The sequence below is a fragment of the Candidatus Poriferisocius sp. genome (genome assembly GCF_965204145.1).
In the GTDB taxonomy this organism is placed as follows: Bacteria; Actinomycetota; Acidimicrobiia; order Acidimicrobiales; family Bin134; genus Poriferisocius.
The window spans coordinates 1,574,770-1,601,008 of sequence record NZ_OZ241977.1; the positions used below are offsets into that span (position 1 = coordinate 1,574,770).

Consider the following 26,239-nt stretch of genomic DNA (forward strand, 5'->3'; position numbering starts at 1 on the left):
CTTCCTATTCCACGCTCGAACACATCCGACCAAGCCGCTGGCCGGTCTCTTGAAGGATCGGGGGCTGTGCCGGTCGAAGGCTATCCAGGAGTGGGCTTCTTGTCAGACAGAGCCGAAGAGTCTCAAACCGTCGCCTGACAGTTCCTAGGCTGAGCTAGTGCGACTACATCCACCCGAGTTTGAGGCTGACCCCGAGGACCCGTTCGCAAACGACCGACTGAGCCGACAGCAGCAAGTCGAAGGCTTCTGCCGAATGCTCTTGGGAATCGAAGGGCACGCGGGAGTGCTGCTCGACGGACCTTGGGGTTCCGGCAAGACAGCATTTGTCAAGATGAGCGCGGCGCACTTGCGCGCCCAAGAGGTTCGTGTAGTCGATTTCAACGCCTGGCGGCAGGGCCATACCGGCGTCCCGCTAGTTGACTTGGTATCGGCCATTTCCAGCGAACTCGGCAACAACACCAAAAAGGAGTTGATCAAGGCAGCAGGTAAGATAATGGCGCACGTGGCTGTCCAGACGGTCAGAGCAGGCACCAGCGGACTAGTTGACCTGGAAAAAGTTGGGAGTGATGAGAATCGCGACCTAACTGCTTCCTGGGAAGAGTCCGAGCGAGAGACAGGGCGCTTCAAAGCTCAGCTAGCAAAGGTTGCAGCTGAGCAGGAAGAGCCGTTGGTGGTCGTCATCGATGAGCTGGATCGATGTCAGCCGACCTATGCCCTGGAAGTCCTCGCGACCGTGAGGCACTTGTTCGATGTGGACGGTGTCATCGTCGTTCTGGCCATCAACCGCGGCGAACTCATTCATAGCATCCATTCAATTTTCGGACCTGAGTTCAGTGCAGACCGGTATCTGCACCGGTTCGCCGACCTACACACGCAACTTCTTTCGCCTAGTGAGCCGGATCTCACCAACTTCCTCAGCGAGCTTCTGCAATCGACCGGAGTTTGGATTCAGGCCAGGGGGTCAGTCAGGAAGATGTTGTGGTTGGTATCCGCGGCTCCAGGCTGCGGATTGCGTGATATCCAGCAGGTAGCTCACCACACTGCTGCCATTGCCGCCTCGCTCAGTTCTGAGCGCAACCTGGTTATCCGGGAGAGCTACTTGGAGGTTTTTGTGGCCCTGATCGTGCTCAGAACCCTTGATCGGTCCGCCTACCGCAACATAGCGGCAGGCCGAATTGATGGATTTGAGGCCATCGCTGCGGCGCGCAAAGCGCTCACACCAGAAGGGTCAGGCCGTGCAGCAGTCAACAGTAAAGACCTAATCATGCTGGAGGTGGTACTACTTACCGTTGCCTCGGCGGTTCAATTGCGTACGGGATCTTGGGAAGGCCCAACGACTGACGTAGAAGTATTCACTAGCGAGTACCAGAAAGTCGTATATGACGAGATCAGCGACCCCCCTGAAGTATTTCGGTTGTTCCACCAATGGAACGGGCTCTCATGGCTAACCGACGAGACCGTGCAATGGATAACTGACCTCATTGACATGATTGACCCGCGCTAGCTCCATCTCACTGAACATCCACCTCGAAGGGTTTACCGCTACCTGAAAGGCTCTCTGCGAGGGCTTGGATTTCGGTTAGGGCGGATTGGAGGTCTTCGGCGATCTCGGCGGCTAGGACGGCGGGGGCGGGGAGGTTGTCGATGTCTTCCAGCGATTCGTCGCGGAGCCAAAAGAGGTCGAGGCTGACTTTGTCTCGGGCAACGAGCTCATCGTAGGTGTAGCGCTTGAAGCGCTCGGACTCTTGGCGCTGGTGACGGTCGCCGGGGTTGTAGCAGGAAACGAAATCGTCGAGGTCGGTTCTGGTCAGGGGGTTCTGCTTGAGGGTGAAGTGCTTGTTGGTGCGGAGGTCGTAGACCCACAGTTCCTTCGTCCAGGCTTGCTCGGCACCTTCTCGGCGGCGGAAGAAGAGAACGTTGGCCTTGACGCCCTGGGCATAGAAGATGCCGGTGGGGAGTCGGAGTAAGGTGTGAACGTCGCAGTCGTGCAGCAGCCGGCGGCGGATGGTCTCACCAGCACCGGCTTCAAACAACACGTTATCGGGGACGACCACCGCGGCGGAGCCGCCAATCTTGAGCAGGCTGACTACGTGCTGTACGAAGTTGAGCTGCTTGTTCTTGGTGGTGGCCCAGAAGTCCTCTCGCTCGTAGCTGTCGGATGACGACCGGCCAAACGGCGGGTTCGTGAGCACCATGTCGAAGCGCTCGCCGGGGTCGTCGCGAAGGGCGTCATCCACGTTGATGGGTGAATCGGACTCGGGGCTCTCGATACCGTGGAGCAGCAGGTTCATGGCGCACAGGCGGGCGGGCAGGTCAGCGATCTCCCAGCCGGTGAATGCCCCAGACCGCAGGTGTGCGGCCTGGTCGGGACTCAAGTTCGGGAAACGCTCGACAATCGACTGATATGCACCCAGGAAGAACCCGCCGGTGCCGCAGGCGGGGTCGCAGATGCGGTTGCCGGTCTCGGGGAGCATCGCATCGACAATTGCGGAGATGAGTGCCCGAGGAGTGAAGTACTGCCCCGCTCCCTTGGCTCCTTCTTGGGCAGTCTTCTCAATCAAGCCTTCGTAGGCGTCACCCTTCAGGTCGGCGTCGTAGCTCATCCACTCGTGCTGATCGATGAATTCCTTGATGAGCTGTTCCAGCTTGGCTGGGTTTTGAATCCGGTTGCGGGCCTTGCGGAATACCACGCCGAGCATGTCGTCGGCTGATCCGAGTTCGGCAAGGGTCTTGTTGTACTGGGCCTCCAGCTGCTCTCCCGATCGATTCAACAACGTCGGCCAATCCAAGCCGATTGGTACGACCCGCGCCCCCAACAGTTCGTGCTGTTCATCGGCCATCTTGAGGAACAGCAGATAGGTGAGCTGTTCCAGGTAGTCGCCGTACGACAAGCCGTCGTCTCGGAGCACATCGCAGAAGTCCCACAGCTTCTGCACCATGGCCTTGGGATCAGCGCTCATCAGCCCCTCACCATCTCAGAGCAAAGAGATTGTTTCCAACCACACGAAAGGTGTGTCGCAAGTCGACGATTGTCTAGGCCAACGCGGCCATTTGCATCGCCGAAGCTCACTCGCCCAGGCGTTGCAGCGCGTCGGCATGGCGCTGCTTGACATGTTCGGTGGCCGCCGCGACTCGGTCGCGATGTTCGGCCTTGGCGATGTACTCACGTACTGCCTGCCGCGCTGCCTCTTGCATCGACATGCCGTCGAGCACCGCTCGCTCACGCAGGGCGTCCTGCTCCTCCTTCGTCAACCGCAGCGTCATAGCCATCGATTCATGGTATTGCCCAGATGCCATAGCGGTCAGCTAGCAATAGCCCCCCCCCCCCGGAGTGGACGGCGCTCTCAAGCCGACCTTCACTCACCCACCCGAGGCGAAAGCATGGGGACCAACTCTCCGAAACTGTCACACCGCCATGGAAGACTTGGCCCGTGACCGATTTCGAACTGTTTCGCGCCAAGCTCAATTCCGGCTTCCGTGAGCCCCTCGCGCACGGCCGATTTGTCGGGCGGGAACGAGAGCTAGACAAACTCGAAGAGATTCTCACTGAGCGGGATTCCGCGACCGTTCTCTTGGCCGGGTTTCGTGGTGCCGGCAAGACAGCTTTGATGAACGAGGCGATTCGACGGGCCGAGGCGGGCTCGAAGCAACTCGTGGTGCGCATCGCTCCTCCGCACCTGGATGAAGGAACAGATCCCCCCAAGATCCGATCGCAAGTGCTCCGTTCGCTGGCGCGAGGACTCTACTTCAAGGCTCTGGAGGCCAAGGGACTCTCCAAGGGTGCGCTCTCCCTCCTCAGTGCGACATATGAGAAGACCTACTTGACCGAGCTTGAGAAGCACAGCGTGGTAGAGAGCGTCGCTTCGTCGGCGGTGGCTGAACGGCAAAGCACGATTGTCCGCACATTGATCGATGTTTCGGCGTCTGTTCGGTTGCTAATGGGTGGACTGGTAATGGGCCTCGTCGGAACCCTGGGCGTCGGAGCGGCAGTGCTGGCTGGCGATCGTCTCGGGAACGGCTGGGACATCGCCGCCGCGGCACTTGTCGTGGCGATGGCGGTGGCTGGCTGCTTTGCGTTCGAGCGGACAAGAAAGGACGAAACAGACATCTCCACGGAACTTGTGAAGAAGGACGGGAGGACGGAGCTCGGAAAGTTCGACCTGTCAGACGAGACTCTTGAGTTCGAGCTACGGCGTTCGCTGGCCGAGTTGGCGGACGATGGTCGCCGGGTCATTTTCGTGCTAGATGAGTTGGACAAACTTAACTTGGATGGCGATGAGCCTTCTCACATCGAGAACTCGCCAGTCTTTGCAATTCTGACGTCTCTGAAGAATTTCTTCATGCTCGGCAACGCCGTTTATGTCTTCATCACCGACGACGAGTTCTTCGAACGAGCATCGCTTGAACAGCGGGGCGGAAGCTATCCGCTATCACACACCATCTTCAGCGATCGCATATACCTCGGACCGCTCCACTATTCCGAGCTCGAAGAATTGATCGATCAGTCGATCCAGGAGAGACCGGATGTGGAGGACTACGACCGGTTCCAGAACTTCGTGTGCTGGGAGTCGAAAAACCATGCATTCGACGCCATTCAGGTTTTGGGCGCGTTCGTAGAGAACCACAACGGAGTAGCAGTGCTCGCTCCTACACGGAGCGGCGAAGTTGACGGCGTGTGGAAGGAAGGAAACCTCCCAACCGACTGGCTCACAAAAGCAGCCCTCCAAAAGCATGTCGGTGTCGCGTACGACGAAGCACGACGCTCCGGGCAAGGAGAAGCCCTCTACAACAGAGCTCTGTGGGAGTCCCTTCACGCTGTGGCAGTCGCCCTGCTGGAGGGCCACGAGGTCGTCGTAACTGAGGACGGCGTGTACGACTTGCCCGGACGCTTCGTCAAGTCGTTGTCAGATGAGGATGAAGCCGGTGTTGGAGACGCCGTCCAGCGAATGCTGCTCCGAATGGAACGTCATCGTGCTGTTCAGGAGGAAGCCGGGGAAGTTGAGATCGAATCCGAAGAGGCTGGGGACGACGCTGGTACAGCGGTCTCCGAGTCCGTGCCAGCGCAGTTCTACTTGTTGTCACAAGACGTGGCCTATCCGCCGTCGACGATCGCAAGCGAGTCGGTGCTCCTTCCCGTCGAGGAGACGTTGGTCGAATCGGTGAACCGCCTAGAGGCCGCCGTAGAGCGATCCCGTGGCATCGCACCCCTGTCGGAAGGACAGATGCAGATACTGAACCGGCTTCAGGCGGTATCGAAGGGTGTTGAACAAACCGGTCCAAGGAGGACACAGAAACGGTTTGTCGTCGTAGAAGCAATTGCCGATGCCGGCAACCTTGCTGAAACTGTCGTTCGTAACGCAATTTCCGGAGCCGTTGAGGGATGGGCGACCTCGTTGAGCGGTGTCTTCGGCGTGGGACTTCAGTCGGCCTTCCCGCGTTCGGGTCAGTCCTGGCTTGAGGTTCTCGCCCAGGATTTCTCGCCGTTCATCACGGCACTCGAAGAGCTGAATATCGAGCCGCTTCTCGTGTGTGGCGACGCCAACGAGAATGGACTTGTGGTGCTACCGCTAGTCGATGATGAACACGCCGTCGTGCTCCAGAAGGCCTACGGCCAGTGCCTTGCATCTGATCAAAACACGCGCGCCGAGCGTAAGCAGCGCTTGCCGGTGGTCCATGTGGGCATCGATACGGGAGGAGGTGCCCGGCTTCCTACCGAGATGATCGAAGTCATCTCGGAAGTCCAGCCGACTGGATGGTGGGCACGATTCCTATTTGGGTCGTCTTCAATAGAGAACCGGCAATCGGCGGAGCTTGCAGGGTGGTCACACTTCGATCTCCATGGGACTCTCGACAACATCGACGAACTTCCAAGACTGCTCGGTAGTGTCTCGTACATAAGATCCCAATAGTGCTCTCGACGAAGACCGGCCAACCGACCGCAGTTCGTGGCAACACGGGCGAAGGGTTCGGAAATGTAGCTGCAGTCCCCAGCGGTGGAAAAGGGTGAATCGGCCTGCCGCCGCAACTTGGAACCGACACCGCCAGGTTCCTGAAACGTAGCAGCAAGCGAGCTACTTGGCGGCTGGCGCTCTAGGCCGAAACGTTTTTGCACATTCTCGACCTCTGCCAATTGGGCGGATTGTCAAGGGGACGAGATGCGCTCCAGCAGGGCTAAAGCTGGTTCGGACTCTATATCTTGAGGTACGAGACGGCCTGAGAAGGCTTCGGCAAGAACGGCCTTTCGGAGCGCAACGCATCGCTCTTGGGCACGCTGCACTTCCGCTCGCGCATGATCTACCGCTCCCCCAGCACGCCCAAGCTCCCTGACCAGTCGAGTTTGCTCCTTGAGCGGGGGAAGTGGAATTGCGAGTTCTTGCACCCGAGCTTTGTTCAGAGCCAGCTGATTATTTCCAGACCCAACACTTCGATTTGCGTCATATTGGGCGCGAAATACATGGAAAAGCCATTCTGGGATGAGCTTTGATCGATCGACCCTAATCGCAGCAGAATTCTGATTATGAGCAGCAGCAATGTCAAGGATCGCCGCCTGGCCTCTCGTTCTTCCCTCTCCGATCATTCCCAGGAGCACAGTGCCTGGTGGATGGATTCGATCAGCCTTAACTGCGCCAACTGAGATGGACTCTCTTGTTTCTCTGATGCGGCAAAACTGCACTTCACCGCTGGAAACCCAGGGAACTGGACCCTTCCACAATTCGGACCTGCTCCGACTTGGTGTCGAACCGACGAAGACCTCCGCTACCCTTCCAAGCTCCTCAGACGCCCAACCTCGAGTAGCTGCATTGGCCAGTATTGAAGGCAAAGCGCGGAGCTTGCCCTCCGCAGCAAGCAGAGACCGATTTGCAGCATCGAGGCGGGAGAAGTGTTCTTCGATGGCTTCCACAATCCGCTCCTGCTCTCTAACAGGAGCGATATCGATTCGAGTCTCTTCCAAATCCGGTCTACGTAGACTCGGAATTGTGGTCGAGGAATCCTTCTGTACGAGATCTCTGCTACCAAGCTGAAGAGCAAGGAACCTGTGTGACAGCCCATCCGGAGGCCGAAGAAAAAAGGTCGTATCGATAGGCCAAGATGGACCGTCGCTCAGCCAGACACTGCCGGCATTCCCTTTTCTCCCGACAATGATCACCGGCTCCTCTACGAGCGCACAATCGTGACGGCCGACCCTCCCGGCAGATCCATAGACATAAACCGATCCGGCCTCAACACGCTGCTTCTTTGAGAGCCCCTTTCCGTACTCCACTCTGCAGATATCTCCTAGCCTCACGGATTCCCATCCTGAAGGCAGTTCCCTCGTCATGCTGCCAAGACCTCAACCAGTTCACTCAGCAGGGAGTCCAGGTCGGTCCCGAACAATTGGCGGGCCTTGCCAAGGCCGCCGTGGGCGCTGAAGGGCGGGTGTTGGAGATCGGCAGGGGTGATACTGAGGCTGGAAGCGATGCGGCCCTTGACGAGATCGAGAAAGGCGATCTGATCATCGGTGAACTCGGTGCCAGCCGTTTGCTGCTGGTTCAACCAAATCTCGAAGCGTTCGTTTACTAGGTCGGGGTAGGCCACAAGCTCATTGGTCTCGCCAAGTGCGTAACGGACCAGGCTTACGAGGTCGGTACTTACGCGGTGGCCGGAACCCCGGACTTTGGACTTGTCGAGGGTTTCGTAGGCTTGCCAGAGGATGTCGGGGGTCCAGCGGTGTGGTGGGCGGTTGATGGCGCTGACGAGCTCTTTGACATCGTCGTAGGTGAGGCCGCCGCCGTAGGGCTGGCTGTACAGCACCTCCAATGCAGTGACCTCGTCCCGGTGGTCCTCAATGAACTGCTTCCATGACTCCACTTGGGTGTGGGCCCGGGCAGTGGCATCAACAGAGAACTCGCCGGAGATCACCTGGTCGGCAGAGGCAGTGTCGATCACTTGCTCGTAGCTGCGGCGGATGTCTACCAGCTTCTCCCGAAGTTCGGGGTTGCCGGCTAGGGGCTGTACTGCCTCGGCGATTAGCCGTTGGGTGGCCGCCGTCAGTTGCTCGGGGGTTGGGTCATCGGTGCCGGTCTCGGCTGTGGCTGCTTCGTGTTGGCGGTCGGGGTCTAGGGCATCGGTGATTTGGCGGACAAGTTCGTTCAGCTCGATCCCGGCTACGGACTCCACCTCGGTGCGGTGTTCTGAGGTGATTCGGCGGTTGAGGCGGGCTAGGCGGGATGCCACTGATGACACTACGTCGGGGTCTCTTGAGCCGAGGCCGATCTGATTGAGCAGCTTGTCGAAGCTCACGTGGCGCTGGCGCTCTAGCGGGACGGTGTCGTGCAGGTCGGCCTCGGTCACCCCTACGGCGTCCACAATCACAAATCGGTCTTTGGCCTGGGCATCGGGGGTGACAGTGCGCAGCTGGTCGCTGTCGATCACACGCACTCCCCGGCCCTTCATCTGCTCGAAGAAGTTGCGGCTTCTCACCATGCGCATGAACACCACGCACTCGATGGGCTTCACGTCGGTGCCGGTGGCGATCATGTCCACGGTCACTGCGATGCGAGTGGGATAGTCGGTGCGGAACTTCTGGAGCAGTTGCTCGGCGCTCTCGCCCGACTGGCCGGAGCGGTAGGTGATCTTCACCGCTCCCTGGTTGCCGAGGCCGAACTCCTCTCGCACGATCTGGACGATGTCGTCGGCGTGGCTGTCGTCTTTGGCAAAGATCAGGGTTTTGGGGATGTTGACCAAGAGGCCGTCGTCGTCTCGTTCCCGGTCTTCGAACATCGCGGGCAGGGAATCGCGAAAAGTGCGAACGATCGTGCGGATCTGATCGGGGGCCACTACCCGGCGGTCGAGTTCGGCCGAGTCGTAGGGGATGTCGGTTTCGGCCTGTTCGAGACGAGTGCTGCGGGTCTCCCGGTCGCGGAACTCGGTGACGAAGCCGGCGGGGACGGTTCCGCCAGTCTCGGTGATCTCGGTGCGGATGCGAAAGATGTCGAAGTCCACGTTCACTCGGTCGGCCACTGCTTGGGTGTGGCCGTACTCCATCACCAGATTCTGGTCAAAGAAGCCGAACGTCTGGAGGCCGGGCGTGGCGGTGAGGCCGACCAGGAAGGCGTCGAAGTACTCCAGCACCTGGCGCCACACGCCGTAGATCGAGCGGTGGCACTCGTCGATGATGATCAGGTCGTACGACTCAATCGGCACTTTCGGGTTGTAGGCCACCTCAACCGGCTGTTCGAGAGGGATTTCGAAGACTGAATGCTCATCAAGGTCGTCGTCGAGCTCCTCGCCCCGCAGGACGGAGTAGAGGCGCTGGATGGTGCTTACGTGGACTTTGGCGGCGGCCTCATTAGCCATATCCAGCTGGGAAGAGGTGAGGCGGCGGACGTTGTACAACTCGGTGAACTTGCGTCGGTCGCCGGGTACCTCGAAGCCCTCGAACTCCCGGACTGCTTGACGGCCCAGGTTGGCCCGATCAACCAGGAACAAGATGCGGTTGGCTCGGGCGTGGCGCAGCAGGCGATAGCTGGCGTTGACGGCAGTGAACGTCTTGCCGGACCCGGTGGCCATCTGAATCAGCGCCTTGGTGCGGTTCGCCTTGAACGACGCCTCCAGGTTGCGGATGGCCTCGGCCTGGGCCGGCCATAGCCCGGCCGGATCGATGCCCAAATCGGGCAGCTCGTTGAAGCCGGAGCGCAGAGTGGCGTTGCCGTCGAATTCGTTGTAGTCGTCCCGCCAGCGGGCCAGCGTCTCGGGGCGGTGGAAGGCGAACACGGGACGAGAAGTCGGAGTCGGGTCGAGTCCGCAGGTGAAGCGGGTAACCGTGCCGGTTGCCTCATAGCCGAACGGCAGCGAGCCATCCACGAGGAAGGCAGGCAGTTGCTCGGGATAGGCGGCCTGGTACTTGCGGGTCTGAGGCTCAACCCCGGTAAGCGTGATGTCTTCCTTCTTGGCCTCGATTACCCCCACCGCCTGCGAATCGACATACAGCACATAGTCGGCCGGGCCCGCCTCGGTGGGAACTTCCCGCACTGCCACTCCCCTGGTGGCGGCTACTGCGGCGTGCTGATAGTCCTGAACCACCCAACCACACTCCACCAGTTGCTCATCGATGGCCATACGAGCGCGGGCCTCAGGATTGAGGTAGTCGGACTGTGCGTTCACTGCGTAAAGGAATAGCAGCCAGAGACGCTGCGAGCAGATTGCAAGCCAGTGCGCCGTAGGCTTCACGATGGACTGGACGAAGGAGGACAACCATGTTGATGGCGGGGATTGACCCTGTCGCGACGGGTCGGGGCTGGTTACTCGGCGGGGCGCCTTCTTCGGATCGCCACTAGGGCGCCGGCTGCTACGGCTGCGGCGGCTACGCCTATGCCTACGAAGACTCCGGTGTTTCCGCCTCCGCCGCCATTGCCACCGGTGCTAGCTGCGGCGGCGATGGTTTCGGTTGGTGCGGGGGTGGCTGCCCTGGTTGGTGCGGCCGTGGGGGCCGGGGTTGGTGCCGGGGTGGGCGCTGCTGTGGGGGCCGGGGTGGGCGCGGGAGTCGGAGCGGCTGTCGGGGTTGGGGTTGTAACGACGGTTGGAGCTGCGGTGGGGGTTGGCTCGGGCTCATCGGGCACGATGCCGCGGAAGGGTCCGGTTACCTCGTAGGTGATGCCGGTGAAGTTCCCGGTGATCTCAGATTCGGGGAGGACGTCTTCGGCATTGTTGGGGGCTTGGCCGCGCTGGCTGGAGAAGTAGAGGCGATCGCGCCGGGGATTGAAGACCGGCCCGGTTATCTCCGACCCGTCCTGGTTCAGAACGCGCAAGAACGGGGCGACCTCGCCCTCGGGCGTGATGATGACGATCTCCATGTTGCCGCCGTCTTCAGCCACATACACGTCGCCGGTGCCCGCGTCCACGGTGAGGTTGTCGACCCCCGAGAGGATCGCGGTTCCCTCCGACACCATGGCGGGGTCGGCCTCGTAGATCCGGCTGTAGGTCTGGTCGGCGGTATTGATCGCATGGATGATGTTGTCGTACTTGGTCGACCAGAACACGACGTCGTTGTGATACCAGATGCCCTCGCCGCCCAAGAAGGCCGTCGCCTCTCCGGGCAACTGCTGGCGGGTAAGCGTCTCGGCGGCCGACGGGTCGGGAACTTCTACCCAGGTGACGCTCCCGTCGTCCTCGACGCGGGCGGCCTCGAGCAAGCCCTCGCTCAAATCCGGGTAGTTGGTGGGGGTGAACCGGTAGAACAGCCCGTCGAACTGGTCCTCGGTCATGTACACCTGCTGGCGGTCGGGATCGACCGCGGCTGCCTCGTGGGTGAAGATCCCCATCGCGGGATGGGACACCGACGGCTTGGCGCCGGTCGGGTCGCACTCCCAGATCACTCCGTAGCCGGTGAAGTCCTCCTCGCCGGACAAGAAGGTGCCCCACGGGGTTGGACCGCCGCCGCAATTGGCGTTGCTGTCGCCTAGCAGCCGGTAGGCATCGAGGATCTCGCCGTCGGGGCCGTAGTGAATGGCCGAGACTCCCGCGAAGCCGGGTCGGAACACCTCGCTGTTGACCGTGTGGTACCAGCCGCCCTCGCCGTCGTCGAACACGGCGGCCCCGTCGGGGTAGACAAGCCACCGGTAGTCGGAATTCCCCACCGGCTCACCAGCCATCGCCACTATTCGAGACGTGAACCCGGGCGGCAAGAGGATGCCGTTCTCATCAGGCTCTATGCCGTCGAGAGCCCCGTAGGGCCCGGAGCCGGGTTGGGCACCCACTGCATTGCCGACCAGGGGAACGGTGACGGCGCCCCCGGTGGCGACAACAGCGGCCCGCAAAAAGTCACGCCTATCCATGGGCGGAGCCTAATGACTCGGCTAGCAAGCCGCTCGTGGGCTAGGTGAAACAGGGGGCGGTGGGGCAATCAGACGCCCAGCACCGGGCGGAGGAATTTGCCGGTGTAGCTGTGGTCGGAGCGGGCTACCAGCTCGGGAGGTCCCTCGGCCACGACGGTGCCGCCGTTGTCGCCGCCTTCGGGGCCGAGGTCCACGATCCAGTCGGCGGTCTTGACCACGTCGAGGTTGTGCTCGATCACCAGCACGGTGTTGCCCTGGTCCACCAGGCGGCTGAGCACCGCCAGCAGCTTGCGGACGTCGTCGAAATGGAGGCCGGTGGTGGGCTCGTCGAGAATGTAGATGGTGTGGCCGGTGGGGCGCTTGGCCAGTTCGGAGGCCAGCTTCACCCGCTGGGCCTCACCGCCCGACAGGGTGGGGGCGGGCTGGCCGAGGCGGATGTATCCCAGGCCCACGTCCACCAGGGTCTGCATGTGGCGAGTGATGGCTGGCTGGTTGCCGAAGAACTCCAGGGCGTCGGCGCACGACATGTCGAGCACCTCGGAGATGGTCTTGCCCTTGAACTCGATGTCGAGGGTGTCTCGGTTGTAGCGGGCCCCCTTGCACACCTCGCACGGCACGTACACGTCGGGCAGAAAGTGCATCTCGATCTTGATGGTGCCGTCGCCCGAGCAAGCCTCGCAGCGGCCGCCCTTCACGTTGAAAGAGAACCGGCCCGGCATGTAGCCCCGCACCCGGGACTCGGGGGTCTGGGCGAACAGCTTGCGGATGTGGTCGAACACACTGGTGTAGGTGGCCGGGTTCGACCGGGGGGTGCGGCCGATGGGCTGCTGGTCGATGTTGATCACCTTGTCGAGAGCCTCGGTGCCGTCGATGCCCTTGTGCAGGCCGGGCGGGATCTTGGACTTGTAGATGCGCTGCATCAGAGACCGGTACAAGATGTCGTTGACCAGGGTGGACTTGCCCGAGCCCGACACCCCGGTCACGGTCACGAAGCAGCCCAGCGGGATGTCGATATCGATGTCGGCCAGGTTGTGCTCCCGGGCGCCCCGGATGGTGAGCCAGTCGTCTCCCGGATTCCGCCGCTGCTCGGGAATCGGGATCGACTTCTTCCCTGACAAATACTGGCCGGTGAGCGACCCCTTGTTCTTCATCAGGCCGGCCACCGTCCCGGAGTGGACCACGGTGCCGCCGTGCTCACCGGCGCCGGGGCCGATATCCACCACGTGATCGGCCACCCGTACCGTCTCCTCGTCGTGCTCCACCACCAGCACGGTGTTGCCCAGATCCCGCATCCGCTCCAGGGTGTCGATGAGGCGGCGGTTGTCCCGCTGGTGCAGGCCGATGGAGGGCTCGTCCAGCACGTAAAGCACGCCCACGAGGCCGCTGCCGATCTGCGACGCCAGCCGGATGCGCTGGGCCTCTCCCCCACTCAGAGTTCCCGCCGAGCGGCCCAGAGTCAGATACTCCAGCCCCACGTCGAGCAGGAACTTGAGTCGGGCGTTGATCTCCTTGAGCACCTGTCCGGCGATGGCCTGGTCGCGCTCAGACAACTCCAGCGTGGCCAAGGCGGCCGCCGAGTCCCGTATCGACAACCCGCACACCTCATCGATGGTGCGGCCGTCCACGGTCACCGCCAGCGCCAGCGGATTTAGCCGGGCACCCTGGCATGTCGAGCAGGCCACCTCCCGCATGTACCCCTCGATCTGGGTCCGCACCGCGTCGGAGTCCGACTCGCTGTGGCGGCGCTGGAGATAGGGGATCACGCCTTCGTAACGGGCGTTGTAGCGACGGACCCGCCCATAGCGGTTGCGGAAACGCACCTCAGTGCGCTGGCCGGAGATGCCCTTGCCGTACAGCAGCAGATCGTGGTGCTGGCGATCCAGGCTTCCCCACGGCTGGTCCATGGGGATGTCCCGATCTTCGGCCACCGATTCCACCAGGCGCTTGAAGTACTGGTTGTGGCCCTTGGCCCACGGGGCGATGGCGCCGTCTTCCAGGCTCAAGTCGGGGTCGGGAATCACCAGCTGGGGATCCACTTCGAACACCGACCCCAGTCCGTCGCACGACGTGCACGCCCCGTAGGGCGAGTTGAAGGAGAAGTTGCGGGGGGCCAGCTCCTCGAACGACTTGCCGTCGGAAGGTCGGGACAGGTGCTGGGAAAACGTGATCGTCTGGGGCTCCTCGTCGGAGTCGGCATCCTTGGGCATGACCATCAGCTCGGCCACACCCTCAGCCAGGCCCAGGGCGGTCTCCATCGACTCGGTGAGCCGGCGCTCGATGCCCTCCCGCATCACCAGCCGGTCGACCACCACCGAGATGCTGTGCATCTCATAACGGGCCAGATCTAGGTCGTCGATGCCGTTGTCCAGCTCGATCAGATCACCGTCGACGATGGCCCGGGCGAACCCATCGGAGGCCAACTCGGCCAACAGCGTGTCGTAGGTGCCCTTGCGCCCCCTTACCACCGGGGCCAGCACCTGGAATCGGACGCCCTCGTCCATCTCCATCACCCGATCCACGATCTGCTGGGGGGTCTGGCGCACCAGGCGTTCGCCGGTCTCGGGATCGTGGGGGATGCCGATGCGGGCGAACAGCAGCCGCAGGTAGTCGTACACCTCGGTGATGGTCCCCACCGTGGAGCGAGGGTTGCGGGAGGCGCTCTTCTGATCGATAGAGATGGCCGGCGACAGGCCGTCGATGAAGTCCACATCGGGCTTGTCCATCTGGCCCAGGAACTGCCGGGCGTAGGCCGACAGCGACTCCACGTAGCGGCGCTGCCCCTCGGCGTAGATGGTGTCGAAGGCCAACGACGACTTGCCCGACCCGGATATGCCGGTGAATACGATGAGCTTGTCGCGGGGTATCGTCAGATGGACGTCGCGCAGGTTGTGCTCACGCGCACCATGGATGACGATCTCGTCGGCCACGCAGTGAACTTATCGGCCCGCGCTGACAATTGAGACAGGAGAGATGGAAAGAGTCGGAGAAAAGGGACCCGAATAGCCCCATGCCCTACCCCAACGTGTTCCAGCCGCTCGACATCGGCGGCTGCACGCTGCCCAACCGAATCGTCCGGGCCGCCCACAGCACCGGCGCGGTCGGCGAGGACCTGATCGCCTACCACGAGGCCCGGGCCCAAGGTGGCGCGGCGCTCACCATTCTCCAGATCGCCGGGGTCCATCCCTCATCGCCCACCGACATCCCTGTGTTCACCGACAAAGTGCTCCCGTTCTACGAGGAGATGGCCACCCGCCTGCACGCCGCCGGCTGCAAGGTTTTCCAGCAGCTTTGGCACGGGGGTGCGGCCATCGAGCAGCGGTCGCTACAGAACTTCCAGCAGCCCTTGGCCCCCAGCGCCATACCCAGCCCGATGGTGGGGGTAGTCCCCCAGGAGCTGACCCAGGCCATGATCGACGAGTTGGTGGAGGCGTTCGCCACCGCGGCCCGTCGGTGCGAACAGGGCGGACTCGACGGGGTAGAGCTCCATGGCGCCCACGGCTACCTGATCGGCCAATTCCTGTCCCCTGCCACCAACCTGCGAGACGACGACTACGGGGGCAACTCGGAGAACCGCACCCGATTCCTGCGGGAGATTTTGGCCGCTATCCGCAACGAGACCAGCCCAGGCTTCCCCATCGGAATCCGCATCTCGGCTGACGACCAGATCGAGGGCGGGGTCGAGCCGGAAGAAGCCGCCGCCATCGCCAAGCTGGTGGAACCCGACCTCGACTTCCTGGATGTGTCGCTGTCGTCGTACTGGCGGTTCCACCGGCTGCTGTCCACGCTGGACGAGGGTCTGGGCTATGAGGTTCCTACCAGCGAGGTGGTGACCAAGGCAGTGGATGTGCCCACCATCGTCACCGGCCGTATCACCACCCTCGACCACGCCGAGCACCTGATCAAGAGCGGTGTGGCCGATTTGGTGTCGATCGTGCGGGGGATGATCGCCGACCCCGACCTGGTGGCCAAGGCCCGCGACGGCCGGGAGAGCGAGATCCGCCCCTGCATCGGCACGTCGGTGGGCTGCGTGGCCCGCTTCATGGTGGCCGGAAAGATGCGCTGCGTGGTCAATACTGCCGCCGGCCAGGAGACCAAGGTGCCGTTCGACCCGCTCGACCGGGTGGCCGAGCCCAAGCGAGTGCTGGTGGCCGGGGGCGGCCCAGCCGGCCTCGAGGCGGCCCGCACCGCGGCCCTGCGAGGCCACGATGTGATCCTCTACGAGATGACCGGCGAACTGGGCGGCCAAGTGCGCATGGCGGCCTCGGCCCCTCCCCGGTCCGACCTAGGGGCGATCACCGCCTTCTTGGCCGACGAGCTCGACCGCCTCGGCGTGACCGTGAAGCTCCGCTCCCCCGTCGATCCCGACGTCGTAGCTGAAGAGAAACCCGACGAGCTGATCATCGCCACCGGCACCACCCCCCGCCTGGGCTTCCAGATCTCCGCGCCGTCCAAACCGGTCCCCGGTGCCGACCTTCCCCACGTGTTCACCAGCTGGGATGTGCTGGGCTTCGGTGGCCGGGCCACTATCGGCCAAAAGGCAGTCGTGTTCGACGACACCGGCACGTTCGAGGCCATTTCGGTGTGCGATGCGCTAGTGGCCGCAGGTGCGGAGGTGATCTTTCTCAGCCGCCACGAACAGCTGGGGGCGACGATCCTGTACCCGGCCGCCACCGTTGAGGCCAGCCGGGAGCGGCTGTTCAGCGGGCCGTTCTCCTTCACCCCCGCGGTGGCGCTCCGAGAGATCACACCCGAGGCCGTTGTGGCCCGCGACCTGGGCACCTACACCGAGAGGAGCTTCGAGGCCGACACCGTGGTGATCGTGAGCTACCACGACTGCAACCGCGACCTGGCCGACTACTTGCGCGCTGAAATGGACGAGCGATCCGGCACACCCCGCTTCAACATGCACTTGGTGGGCGACGTCAACGGCACCAACAGCATCATGGCCGCCATCCACGCCGGCGCCCGAGTAGGCCGGGAAATCTAAGCAAAATCCCCTTCAGGCCATTTCCCTCCATAAAAGCCCTGAGCGAGTCAGGAGTTGGAGGCTGGATGAATCTCCAGGTCGGTGTGACGGGCAAGTGCCGCAAAATCCCGGTCGCAGCACAGCAGGGGAAGGTCCGCCTTGATCGCCAGTGCGGCGATCAGGCAATCGGTGATTTTGCGAACGGTCTCGCCGCGACGTCGGCATGTTCGATAAAGCAGGGCAGCATGGTCGTAGTCGGCGGGTTCTGTCGGGACCACGGAGGCCCGGGCGAGCATGCCGCGCAACATCGCCAGATGGCGTTCGTCGCGGGCGCCGGCCAGCACCTCCATGCTGATTGCGTCACAGATGGCAGCGTCAGTTTCCAGCGCGGCGGCAACGGTATCGGCAGGTTCGCCGGGGGTATCCCGCAAGAACTCGACCCATGCAGACGTATCGATCAGGATCATGGAATCCGGCTGGCGCGCATCTCCTCCAGATCGCCGTCCCACCCGCTGCCGCGCAACGAAAGCGCCTCATCGAGATCAAGAGGCTCAGCGGCCAGTCGACGAAGAGCCAGGTTGACGGCCTCTCGCTTGGTTTTCAGCCCGTAGCGAGCCATGACGGCGGTACAGGCCTTGGCGTCGATCTCTATGTTGGTGCGTACCATACACCAAGCATACACCTCTTGGACTGCACCGATGACGCCGACACAGCAACAGACGCGGTGGTGGGATCGGTAGCATCGATTCGGTGAGCAGTTCGGGGGACGCAGCCTTTCGGATGGTGTCGTCGTTCGAGCCTGCGGGGGATCAGCCCAAGGCCATCGCTGCGCTTTCAGAGGGGTTGGAGCGGGGCGACCGGTTCCAGACGCTGTTGGGCATCACGGGATCGGGCAAGAGCGCCACGGTGGCGTGGACCATCGAGCAGGTGCAGCGGCCGACTCTGGTGCTAGCCCCCAATAAATCGCTGGCCGCGCAGCTTGCCAACGAGATGCGGGAGTTCTTCCCCGACAACCGGGTGGAGTACTTCGTGTCGTACTACGACTACTACCAGCCCGAGGCCTACATGCCGGCCTCCGACACCTACATCGAGAAGGACTCGTCGGTGAACGACGAGATCGACCGGCTGCGCCACTCCACCACCGAGGCGCTTTTGACTCGGCGAGACGTGATCGTGGTGGCGTCAGTGTCGTGCATCTACGGGCTGGGCGGCCCCGACGAGTACAAGAACCTGCTGTGCATTGCCAAGACAGGCCAGAGCTACGACCAGCGAGACCTGCTGCGCCGGCTGGTGGACATGCAGTACGAGCGCAACGACACCAATCTGGTGCGGGGCCGGTTCCGGGTACGGGGCGATGTCATCGAAGTCCACCCGGCCTACGAGGAATACATCGTTCGCATCCAGCTGTTCGGCGACGAGGTTGAGCAGATCACCACCATCGACCCGGTAACCGGGGAGCGGCTCCACACCCTGAGCGAGGTGGTGGTGTTCCCGGCCACCCACTATGTGGCGGGGGACGAGCGGATGCGCCAGGCCATCGAGGGCATCGAAGCCGAACTCCAGGAGCGGCTGGCCTATTTCGAGAAAGAAGGGCAGCTGCTGGAGGCCCAGCGGCTGCGGATGCGCACCACCTACGACCTGGAGATGATGCAGGAGATCGGCTTCTGCAACGGCATCGAGAACTACTCCCGCCACATCGACGGGCGGGCTCCAGGCGAGCGGCCCTACACGCTGCTGGACTACTTCCCCGACGACTTCGTCACCGTGATCGACGAATCCCACGTGGCTGTGCCTCAGCTCCACGGGCAATTCGAGGGCGACCGCAGTCGCAAAAATACCCTGGTGGACCACGGCTTCCGGCTGCCCTCCGCGGTGGACAACCGCCCGCTGAGGTTCGAGGAGGTCATGGAGCGAGTGGGGCAAGTTGTGTTTCTGTCGGCCACCCCCAGCGACTACGAGATCAACGTGTCCGATCAAGTGGTGGAGCAGATCGTGCGTCCTACTGGGCTGGTGGACCCCGAGGTGCAGGTACGCCCCACCAAGGGCCAGATTGACGACTTGATGAAGCTGATCGAGGACCGCACTGAGGCGAGCCAGCGGGTGCTGGTTACCACCTTGACCAAGAAGATGGCCGAGGATCTCACCGAGTACCTGTTGGAGCTTGGGGTGCGGGTTCGCTACCTGCACAGCGAGGTGGACACCATCGAGCGGATCGAGATTCTGCGCGACCTGCGGCTCGGCGAGTTCGACGTGCTGGTAGGCATCAACCTTTTGCGGGAGGGCTTGGACCTGCCCGAGGTGTCGCTGGTGGCCATACTCGACGCCGACAAGGAGGGGTTCCTGCGCAGCGAGACCTCGCTGATCCAGACCATCGGCAGGGCAGCGCGCAACGTGGACGGCCAGGTGGTCATGTATGCCGACATGGTGACCGATTCCATGAGACGGGCGATCTCAGAAACCCACCGGCGGCGGGGACTGCAGCAGGCGTTCAACGAGCAGCACGGCATCAACCCCCAGACCATCCGCAAGGCAGTCAGCGACATCCTGGCCGAGCTGCGACCGGCCGAAGACGGCGTGCCCATTCCCGGTGGGGCCCAGCGCTCCCGCTCAATGGATCAGTCTCGGCGCCGACCGGAGGTGATCGACTTGGATACCGGCGGCATCGAGCGCCTCATCCACACTCTCACTGAGGAGATGAACGACGCCGCCGCCGAGTTGAAGTTCGAGTACGCCGCCCGCCTGCGAGACGAGATCAAAGACTTGCAGCGCGACCTGCGGGCAATGGTCTGAGATCAGCCCGCATCGACGGCGGGCACTGACGTCGGTACCCACAGCTCGGCGAACTCACGCGCGGTCAGGGATTCCAGATCCTGGAGAAGAGCCGCGCCCTCCGCCCAGCTGCGCTCACTGAGCACTTCGCCAGACTCAATCATGAGCACCTGGAACTTGTGGCTTGACGGGTGCCAGCCCGTGTCCCCCTGCGCCAACAGTCCGAGTACGAGAGACCAGAACACCCGCAAGGCGTTGCGAAAGCCAGGAAGTCGAACCTTCTTGATCTCGAAGACCGAGCTCGCGGGGGCGTAAGAGCTGAAAGTCACAGCCTCACCCTATTCCGCCTGCAACCCAGCCTTTGGGCCCTTAACCAAATGCTCATAATTCCGTGGGAGCATGGGCGGCTGTGACGGGCTCAGAGGATCCAGTGGTCGTGTTGGTGGAGGACGATCCCAATATCGCCAGCTTGGTGGATATGTACCTGCGGCAAGAGGGCTACCGGGTGTACCAAGCGGCCGATGGCAAAACCGGACTGGACCGCCTCAAGCAGCACCGGCCCAAGGCGGTGATCCTCGACATCGGACTGGCCGGCGATCTCGACGGCATCCAGATTTGCCGGGAGTTGCGGGCCACCTCCGACATCCCGATCATCATGCTCACCGCCCGCGACAGCGAGGTCGACCGGGTCCTCGGGCTGGAACTCGGCGCCGACGACTATGTGACCAAGCCCTTCTCCCCCCGGGAGCTCGTCGCCAGAATCCGAGCCGTGCTGCGGCGCACCGACGGCGCGCCCCAAGCCGCGCTGCCCGCAGTGTTGGAGGTGGGAGACGTCGAGGTGGATATCGCCCGCCGCGAAGTACGGCTGGGCGGCAACCCGGTGCCGATCACTGCTCGGGAGTTCGACCTGCTCCAGTACCTGGCCGAGAACCTCGGACTGGCTCTCAGCCGCCGCCAGCTATTGGACGGCGTATGGGGATACGACTGGGTGGGCGACGAGCGCACCGTGGACGTCCACGTGCTCCAGCTCCGCAAGAAGCTGGGCGACGCCCTGAATATCACCACGGTGCGCGGCGTGGGCTACCGGCTGGACTGAGGGGAGCAGACGTGCAGCGGCGCCTGACCTTTGCCGTCGTGGGGACCGTGGCGGTGGCCCTGCTGCTGGCCAGCATCGTCACCCTTGTGCTGGTGCGGCGGGCCGATCACCAAGCCACCCGACAGGTGCTGGAACAAGAGGCCGATGTGCTGGCCAGCTTGATGGCCACGGTCCACTTCGACGAGGACGGCGACCGCTCGCATCTCAACTCCCACCTGGTCCAAGCAGCCGAAAACCTCGACCGAAAAGACGTTGTCGTCCTACTCCTCGACAACGGAGTATTCACGGGCAGGCTGCCGGAGCACGTACAAACCGAAGACCTCCTGCCTTTGGCCTCGGGCACAGAAGAGTCGATCAGCGGAATCCGGGGATCCACCGCGTGGGCGGCTGCCGCCGAGCAAACTGGTTCGCTGACCATCGCCGTCGTGCTAACCGACACCGCCGATCAGCTCTTGGGTGCTGTTCTGCGCTGGCTCGGGGTGTCGGCGGCGATATCACTTGCTCTGGGAGCAGGGGTGGCGGTAGTGCTGAGCCGTCGACTGGCCGGGCCTCTCAGCCAGGCCCGCGACGCCACCCAACAAATCGCCGGCGGTGATCTCAGCACCCGGGTTCCGGTGGACGAGAGCCGCCAAGACGAGATCAAAGACCTGTCGACCTCCATCAACGAGATGGCCGCATCGCTGGAGCGCTCCCAGAACCTGGAGCGCCAGTTCCTGATGTCCATATCCCATGACCTGCGAACTCCGCTCACCTCCATCAGGGGCTACGGAGAAGCCATCTCCGACGGCACTGCCGACAATCAGGTGCAGGCTGCCGAAGTCATCGTCTCTGAGGCCATCCGCCTCGAGCGGTTGGTAGGCGATCTGCTGGACCTGGCCCGACTGGATGCAAAGGAGTTCCCGCTGGAATACCGCCAGACCGACGTGGGTGTCGTGGGACAAGAGGTCTGCGCGGGATTCGCCCAGAGCGCGGCCGACCGTGACATCAACTTGCAGGTGATCAACGACGAGCCGGTCGCAGCCTGGTGCGACCCCGGACGGGTAGCCCAAGTGATTGCCAATCTGGTTCAGAATGCGCTCAAGTTTGCTGACTCTCACGTGAAAGTTGAATCCCGGCTGGAGAACCGGGGCGACGAGTCCTGGGCCGTCATCACGGTGGAAGACGATGGACCGGGCATCAGCGAGGAAGACCGCCCCCACGTGTTCGAACGCCTGTACGTGGCCCGGCACACTCCCCAGCCCAAAGAGGCGGGCTCAGGATTGGGCTTGGCCATCGTGGCCGAGCTGACCGAGGCCATGGGAGGCGAGGTGGGCGTGGCCGCCCGTCAGCCTTCGGGCACTCGATTCACCGTGGAGATTCCTGTCTTGCCATAGCGCGACGCTGACCGGGGCCTAACCGTCTGCTCACACTCGTTCGAGATTCTGGCAGCGCTCAGATATCGACAACCCCCGGAAAGGCGGAACAAATGAGCGCTGAACAGAAACGGAACCACCCGGAAGACGCGGGTCAGATCAGCACCAGACCGGAGCCCAGCGGCCCGCGCAAGTGGCTTGCGATCATTGCCGCTACCGGAGTTATGGCTGCGGTGTCGCTGGCCGTAGCCCTTCTCCTGCCGGTCGGCCTGGCCAGTGGACAAGATGCCGGGACTCCGGCAACTCCGACGCCAGACCCTGAGACAGAAGCGCATGACGACCATGCCGACAGCGAGGAAGGTCCAGAGCACGAAGCTGACTGTGAGGAAAACCACCGCACCGAAGACTCAGACCACGCCGACTGCGGCACCAGCCACGCGGCCGAAGGCCCAGAGCACGAAGCACATGCCAACAGCGCAGCAGGCCCTGAACACGACGCTGATTGCGCAGAAAACCACAGCACCGAAAGCTCAGACCACGCCAGCTGCGGCATCAGCCACGCCGACCACGCCGATCACGAAGACGACAACCACGTCGACGATCACCCCTTCAACCACGACGACCACACTCACTGATCAAAGCCCCGAACAGTGCCAGCCATCGCTGTGGTCGTTTGTCTCGTGTTCTTCGCAGCGTGCGGGATCAATATTGACGATCCGGCATCAACTCGGATGACACGCGAAGACGCGGTGGGGGCTCCTCCGCCGAAGGCCTTGCCCACCGCGGTGACGGCACCATTTCCCCCCGAAGAAGAGGAGGCACCGCCGGCGGGCGCCCATAGCGGCGTTCCGTCGGCGGTGCTCACCGCGTTGGGAATCCCGGTGGCAGTCCTAAGACAGACTGATGCCGGTTACGTGGTGCGGACCCCGTGCGGCAGGACCGCTGAAATTTCTACGGGCGTGCCAATCGAGAGGCCGCGGGTAGTCATCGACCCCGGCCATGGCGGGAAGTGGGACACCGGTGCCGTCGCTCCCAACGGCCTGATTGAGCGCGACCTGAACCTGACGCTCAGCCGCGCCGTGCTTGAAGAGCTCTCCCAACGCGGGATCCCAGCCGCAACCACGCGGGCGGGCGACTACGGCATCTTGCTCTCGGTCCGGGCTGCATTCGCCGATGCCCTTCGAACCGAAGCGCTGATATCGATCCACCACAACGCCCCCACCTGGAGCCGCAGCAATGTTCCCGGCACAGAGGTGTTCGTGCAGTCAGCTACGACCCAGCAGACCCGCCCCGACTCCGCTCGCCTCGGCGGTCTGCTCTATGAGGAGATCACCACCGCGCTATCAGCCTTCGACAACGTCTCTTGGAGCCGCCTGCCCGACGCCGGCGTGCTGCGAGTACTGCTCCCCAGCGGCGAAGACACCTACGGGATGTTGCGCCACCCCGCTGTCCCCGCTGCCCTCGTCGAATACGGGTATCTCTCCAATCCTTCAGAGGCCGCACTGTTCGCCACCGACGAGTACATCCGCATCGCGGCCCAAGCCACCGCCGATGCCATCAGCGCCTACCTGCAAACCGATCGCTCCGGCTCCGGGTTCATCCAAAAGCCGCGCACGTTCAACCCGCACTCAGGCTCAATCCCCTGCGTCGATCCCCCCCTGGAATAGAGCCGCTCTGGGCTCACTCCTCGCAGAACGCCAGGTCGAGTAGCTCTAGATCGCTGCCTTTGAGGTCGGCTGACTCCCAGGCGGCGGGTAGGCAGCCGGTGAGCTGGTTGCCGCTGATGAACAGATTTACAAGCTTGCCAAGAGCGCCCAGCTGGGCGGGAACCTGCCCGGTGAGCTGGTTGTCGCCAATGTACACATGCGTCAAGTTGCTGAGATTGCCCAACTCGGCGGGGATCCCACCCATCAGCTGATTGTCGCCGATATACAAGTACGCCAGCTCGCTGAGATTGCCCAGCTCGCCGGGAATCCCGCCCGTCAACTGATTGCCGTTCAGCCACAGGCGCGTGAGGCTGCTGAGATTGCCCAGCTCGCCGGGAATCTTCCCGGTCAACTCATTGCCGTCGAGGAACAGCCGCCTCAAGTTGATCAAGTTGCCCAATTCAGCGGGAATCTCTCCCGTCAACTGATTGCCGTTCAGCCACAGCTCCCGCAGCTTGACGAGGTTGCCGAGTTCGGCGGGAATCTCTCCCGAAAGCTCGTTGTCGTCGAGGTCCAGTCTTGTGAGGTTGGCGATCTGGCCCAACTCGGCGGGAATCTCCCCCGAGAGCTGATTGGCCCACAGGTTGAGCCGCTCCAGATCGGCCAACTGGCCGAATTCAGCGGGGATCTCCCCCTCCAACTGGTTGCGGCGGATCATCAGGTGCTTCAGATTCGACAGCTCGCCCAACTCAGGGGGCAGCTCGCCAGTGAGCCGGTTGTAGCTCAGATACAGCGCCTGGAGGTCGGCAAGCTGCCCCAGTTCAGCGGGGATCTCCCCCGACAAGAAGTTGATGCTCAGATCGAGCCACTGGAGTTTCTCAAGTCCTCCGAGGGAAGGGGGAATCTCCCCCGACAGCTGGTTGTCCCGAAGCAGCAGGTGGGTCAGCGACCAGAGATGGGCGAAGCCTTCCGGCACATTGCCGGAAAGCCGGTTGCTCCGCAGGTCCAGGTACTCCAAGCGATTCAGCCCTCCCAAATCTTCCGGAATCTCCCCGGTGAGCCGGTTGTTGGACAGATCCAACACGGTGAGCCGGGTCCAGCCGCCGATCCTCGCCGGAATATCCCCCGACAATCGATTATTGGAGAGATCCAACACCTCCAACCGGCCCAAACCGCCGATGTCCGAAGGAATCTCCCCCGACAACACGTTGTCGTGCAGCAACAGGCTTTCCAGCCCGGTCATCGTGGCGATGCCCTCAGGAATCGGGCCCGACAACCAGTTGTTGCTGAGGTCGACATCCTCCAAGGCCACCAGGTTGCCCAGTTCGGCAGGAATGCCCCCCGACAGCTGATTGCCATGCAGATCCAGCTGCCTCAGCTTTGTCAGGTTGCCTAATTCAGCAGGAATGCCCCCCGACAGCTGATTGCCTTGCAGATCCAGCTGCCTCAACCCGACCAGATTGCCCAATCGAGCGGGAATCTCCCCTGACAGGTCGTTGTCCTCCAGCCACAGCTGGCGAAGGCCTCCCAATCTGCCCAGTTCGGGTGGGATCCGGCCCGTGAGATTGTTGTGGCCGAGCCGCAGCTCTTGAAGGTTCTCGAGCCGGCCCAGCCGGTAGGAAATCCCCCCTGACAATTGGTTGGCCGACAACGACAGGTGCCTCAGCTCGGTGAGGCGACTGAGCGCAGCCGGAATCGCCCCCGACAACCCGTTGGCCGTCAAGCTCAGATGCCGTAGTCGGGAGAGGTCGGCAAGCTCACCCGGGATCGACCCCGACAGCTTGTTGTTGCTGAGATCCAGCCACTCCAGCCGACCCAAGTCGCCCAACTCCCCGGGAATCTCCCCCGACAACCGGTTGTTGCTGAGATCCAGCCACTCCAGCCGACCCAAGTCGCCCAACTCCCCGGGAATCTCCCCCGACAGTCCGTTGAACCGCATCATCAGGTGGGTGAGCTCGGAGAGATCGCCGAACTCGGCGGGGATCTCGCCCGACAACACGTTGCCCCGCAAGTCCAGGATGCGAAGCTCGCTCAATTGACCGAGTTCTGCCGGGAGCGGCCCCCAAAGTCCGTTGTACTTGAGGTCGAGCACCGTGAGCTGGGAAAGCTCGCCCAACTCAGCGGGAATGTTGCGCTCTAGACGGTTGTTCTGAAGATCCAGTTCGACGAGGTTGGAAAGGCCACCGAGCTCGGAAGGCAGCTCGCCTACCAGTTCGTTGTTCCCCAAGTCGAGTGATTCAAGGTACTCGAGGCTGCCGAGCCCAGCCGGAAGCTCCCCCACCAATCCATTGGACGCCAACGACAGGCCGGTGACCCGATCGTCTTCGTCGACGGTGACGCCGTACCAGCCGCCCAGCGGCCCGTCGTCGAGCCAGCCGCTCGAGTCGCTCCAGTCGTCTCCGCCGGTGGCCTCGTAGAGGGCGACCAGCGCCTCGCGGTCGTTCGCGGAGTCCGCCTCGTTCTCATGTTCCTCGGCGCTGGCCTGCAATGCGCAGAGTGAGGCAACCAGCGTGGCGGCAGCGAGCAGGGCAACGGCGAAACGACCGATTTGCGGCATTCGTTCAGGCTAGGCAACAGCCCCACAGACTTTGGGGATG

At 62.7% G+C, this 26,239-nt stretch carries 18 protein-coding genes; 8 read left to right on the top strand and 10 right to left on the bottom strand.

The window, feature by feature from the left end:
* The first annotated feature begins 253 nt into the window (after positions 1 to 253).
* Positions 254 to 1,504 carry a KAP family P-loop NTPase fold protein gene (locus ACOGI7_RS07230; RefSeq protein WP_419851241.1) on the top strand — a complete coding sequence of 417 codons (1,251 nt, stop codon included), beginning with the start codon at positions 254 to 256 and terminating at the stop codon, positions 1,502 to 1,504.
* A 7-nt stretch (positions 1,505 to 1,511) separates the two neighbouring features.
* Here ACOGI7_RS07230 and ACOGI7_RS07235 read toward each other — a convergent pair whose 3' ends face one another.
* Positions 1,512 to 2,960 (bottom strand): type I restriction-modification system subunit M, encoded by a 1,449-nt coding sequence (locus ACOGI7_RS07235; RefSeq protein ID WP_419851242.1) that lies wholly within the window; start codon positions 2,958 to 2,960, stop codon positions 1,512 to 1,514.
* 106 nt (positions 2,961 to 3,066) lie between these two features.
* Positions 3,067 to 3,270, bottom strand: coding sequence for a DUF6290 family protein (locus tag ACOGI7_RS07240; protein ID WP_419851243.1), 204 nt, complete (start codon positions 3,268 to 3,270; stop codon positions 3,067 to 3,069).
* Positions 3,271 to 3,431: 161 nt separating this feature from the next.
* Here ACOGI7_RS07240 and ACOGI7_RS07245 point away from each other — a divergent pair, with 161 nt between their 5' ends.
* Positions 3,432 to 5,909, top strand: a complete 2,478-nt coding sequence (locus tag ACOGI7_RS07245) for an AAA family ATPase (RefSeq protein ID WP_419851244.1) — start codon at positions 3,432 to 3,434, stop codon at positions 5,907 to 5,909.
* 233 nt (positions 5,910 to 6,142) lie between these two features.
* On the opposite strand, the gene ACOGI7_RS07250 is transcribed toward ACOGI7_RS07245, so the two are convergent.
* The 4 genes from ACOGI7_RS07250 to uvrA form a co-directional block, all read right to left on the bottom strand.
* Complete coding sequence (locus ACOGI7_RS07250) at positions 6,143 to 7,318, bottom strand: restriction endonuclease subunit S (RefSeq protein ID WP_419851245.1); 1,176 nt, start codon at positions 7,316 to 7,318, stop codon at positions 6,143 to 6,145.
* Positions 7,315 to 10,143 (bottom strand): DEAD/DEAH box helicase family protein, encoded by a 2,829-nt coding sequence (locus tag ACOGI7_RS07255; RefSeq protein ID WP_419851246.1) that lies wholly within the window; start codon positions 10,141 to 10,143, stop codon positions 7,315 to 7,317. The genes ACOGI7_RS07250 and ACOGI7_RS07255 overlap by 4 nt, the downstream gene beginning before the upstream one ends.
* A 137-nt stretch (positions 10,144 to 10,280) precedes the next feature.
* A complete protein-coding gene (locus ACOGI7_RS07260; RefSeq protein WP_419851247.1) occupies positions 10,281 to 11,813 on the bottom strand; it encodes an alkaline phosphatase PhoX in 1,533 nt (510 codons plus the stop codon).
* 68 nt (positions 11,814 to 11,881) lie between these two features.
* On the bottom strand, positions 11,882 to 14,740 hold the full coding sequence (uvrA, locus tag ACOGI7_RS07265; RefSeq protein WP_419851248.1) for an excinuclease ABC subunit UvrA: 2,859 nt from the start codon (positions 14,738 to 14,740) through the stop codon (positions 11,882 to 11,884).
* Between the two features lie 80 nt (positions 14,741 to 14,820).
* On the opposite strand from uvrA, the gene ACOGI7_RS07270 reads away from it, so the two are divergent.
* The gene (locus tag ACOGI7_RS07270; protein WP_419851249.1) at positions 14,821 to 16,800 is read left to right on the top strand and encodes an FAD-dependent oxidoreductase; all 1,980 of its coding nucleotides are present in this window, start codon (positions 14,821 to 14,823) and stop codon (positions 16,798 to 16,800) included.
* Between the two features lie 47 nt (positions 16,801 to 16,847).
* Here ACOGI7_RS07270 and ACOGI7_RS07275 read toward each other — a convergent pair whose 3' ends face one another.
* Positions 16,848 to 17,246 carry a PIN domain nuclease gene (locus tag ACOGI7_RS07275; protein ID WP_419851250.1) on the bottom strand — a complete coding sequence of 133 codons (399 nt, stop codon included), beginning with the start codon at positions 17,244 to 17,246 and terminating at the stop codon, positions 16,848 to 16,850.
* Positions 17,243 to 17,446, bottom strand: a complete 204-nt coding sequence (locus tag ACOGI7_RS07280; protein ID WP_419851251.1) for a type II toxin-antitoxin system VapB family antitoxin — start codon at positions 17,444 to 17,446, stop codon at positions 17,243 to 17,245. The genes ACOGI7_RS07275 and ACOGI7_RS07280 overlap by 4 nt, the downstream gene beginning before the upstream one ends.
* A gap of 113 nt (positions 17,447 to 17,559) precedes the next feature.
* On the opposite strand from ACOGI7_RS07280, the gene uvrB reads away from it, so the two are divergent.
* Complete coding sequence (uvrB, locus tag ACOGI7_RS07285) at positions 17,560 to 19,569, top strand: excinuclease ABC subunit UvrB (RefSeq protein WP_419851478.1); 2,010 nt, start codon at positions 17,560 to 17,562, stop codon at positions 19,567 to 19,569.
* Between the two features lie 2 nt (positions 19,570 to 19,571).
* Here the strand turns inward: uvrB and ACOGI7_RS07290 are convergent, their stop codons facing one another.
* Complete coding sequence (locus ACOGI7_RS07290) at positions 19,572 to 19,877, bottom strand: hypothetical protein (RefSeq protein WP_419851252.1); 306 nt, start codon at positions 19,875 to 19,877, stop codon at positions 19,572 to 19,574.
* A gap of 80 nt (positions 19,878 to 19,957) precedes the next feature.
* Here ACOGI7_RS07290 and ACOGI7_RS07295 point away from each other — a divergent pair, with 80 nt between their 5' ends.
* The 4 genes from ACOGI7_RS07295 to ACOGI7_RS07310 all read left to right on the top strand — a co-directional run bounded on the left by ACOGI7_RS07295 (position 19,958) and on the right by ACOGI7_RS07310 (position 23,663).
* Positions 19,958 to 20,644 carry a response regulator transcription factor gene (locus ACOGI7_RS07295; RefSeq protein WP_419851253.1) on the top strand — a complete coding sequence of 229 codons (687 nt, stop codon included), beginning with the start codon at positions 19,958 to 19,960 and terminating at the stop codon, positions 20,642 to 20,644.
* An 11-nt stretch (positions 20,645 to 20,655) separates the two neighbouring features.
* Positions 20,656 to 22,017 (top strand): ATP-binding protein, encoded by a 1,362-nt coding sequence (locus tag ACOGI7_RS07300; RefSeq protein ID WP_419851254.1) that lies wholly within the window; start codon positions 20,656 to 20,658, stop codon positions 22,015 to 22,017.
* Positions 22,018 to 22,109: 92 nt separating this feature from the next.
* Positions 22,110 to 22,631, top strand: coding sequence for a hypothetical protein (locus ACOGI7_RS07305; protein ID WP_419851255.1), 522 nt, complete (start codon positions 22,110 to 22,112; stop codon positions 22,629 to 22,631).
* Positions 22,632 to 22,727: 96 nt separating this feature from the next.
* Entirely contained in the window at positions 22,728 to 23,663 is a 936-nt protein-coding gene (locus ACOGI7_RS07310) for an N-acetylmuramoyl-L-alanine amidase family protein (RefSeq protein WP_419851256.1), read from the top strand.
* A gap of 13 nt (positions 23,664 to 23,676) precedes the next feature.
* Here ACOGI7_RS07310 and ACOGI7_RS07315 read toward each other — a convergent pair whose 3' ends face one another.
* Positions 23,677 to 26,199, bottom strand: coding sequence for a leucine-rich repeat domain-containing protein (locus tag ACOGI7_RS07315; protein WP_419851257.1), 2,523 nt, complete (start codon positions 26,197 to 26,199; stop codon positions 23,677 to 23,679).
* Positions 26,200 to 26,239 lie beyond the last annotated feature (40 nt).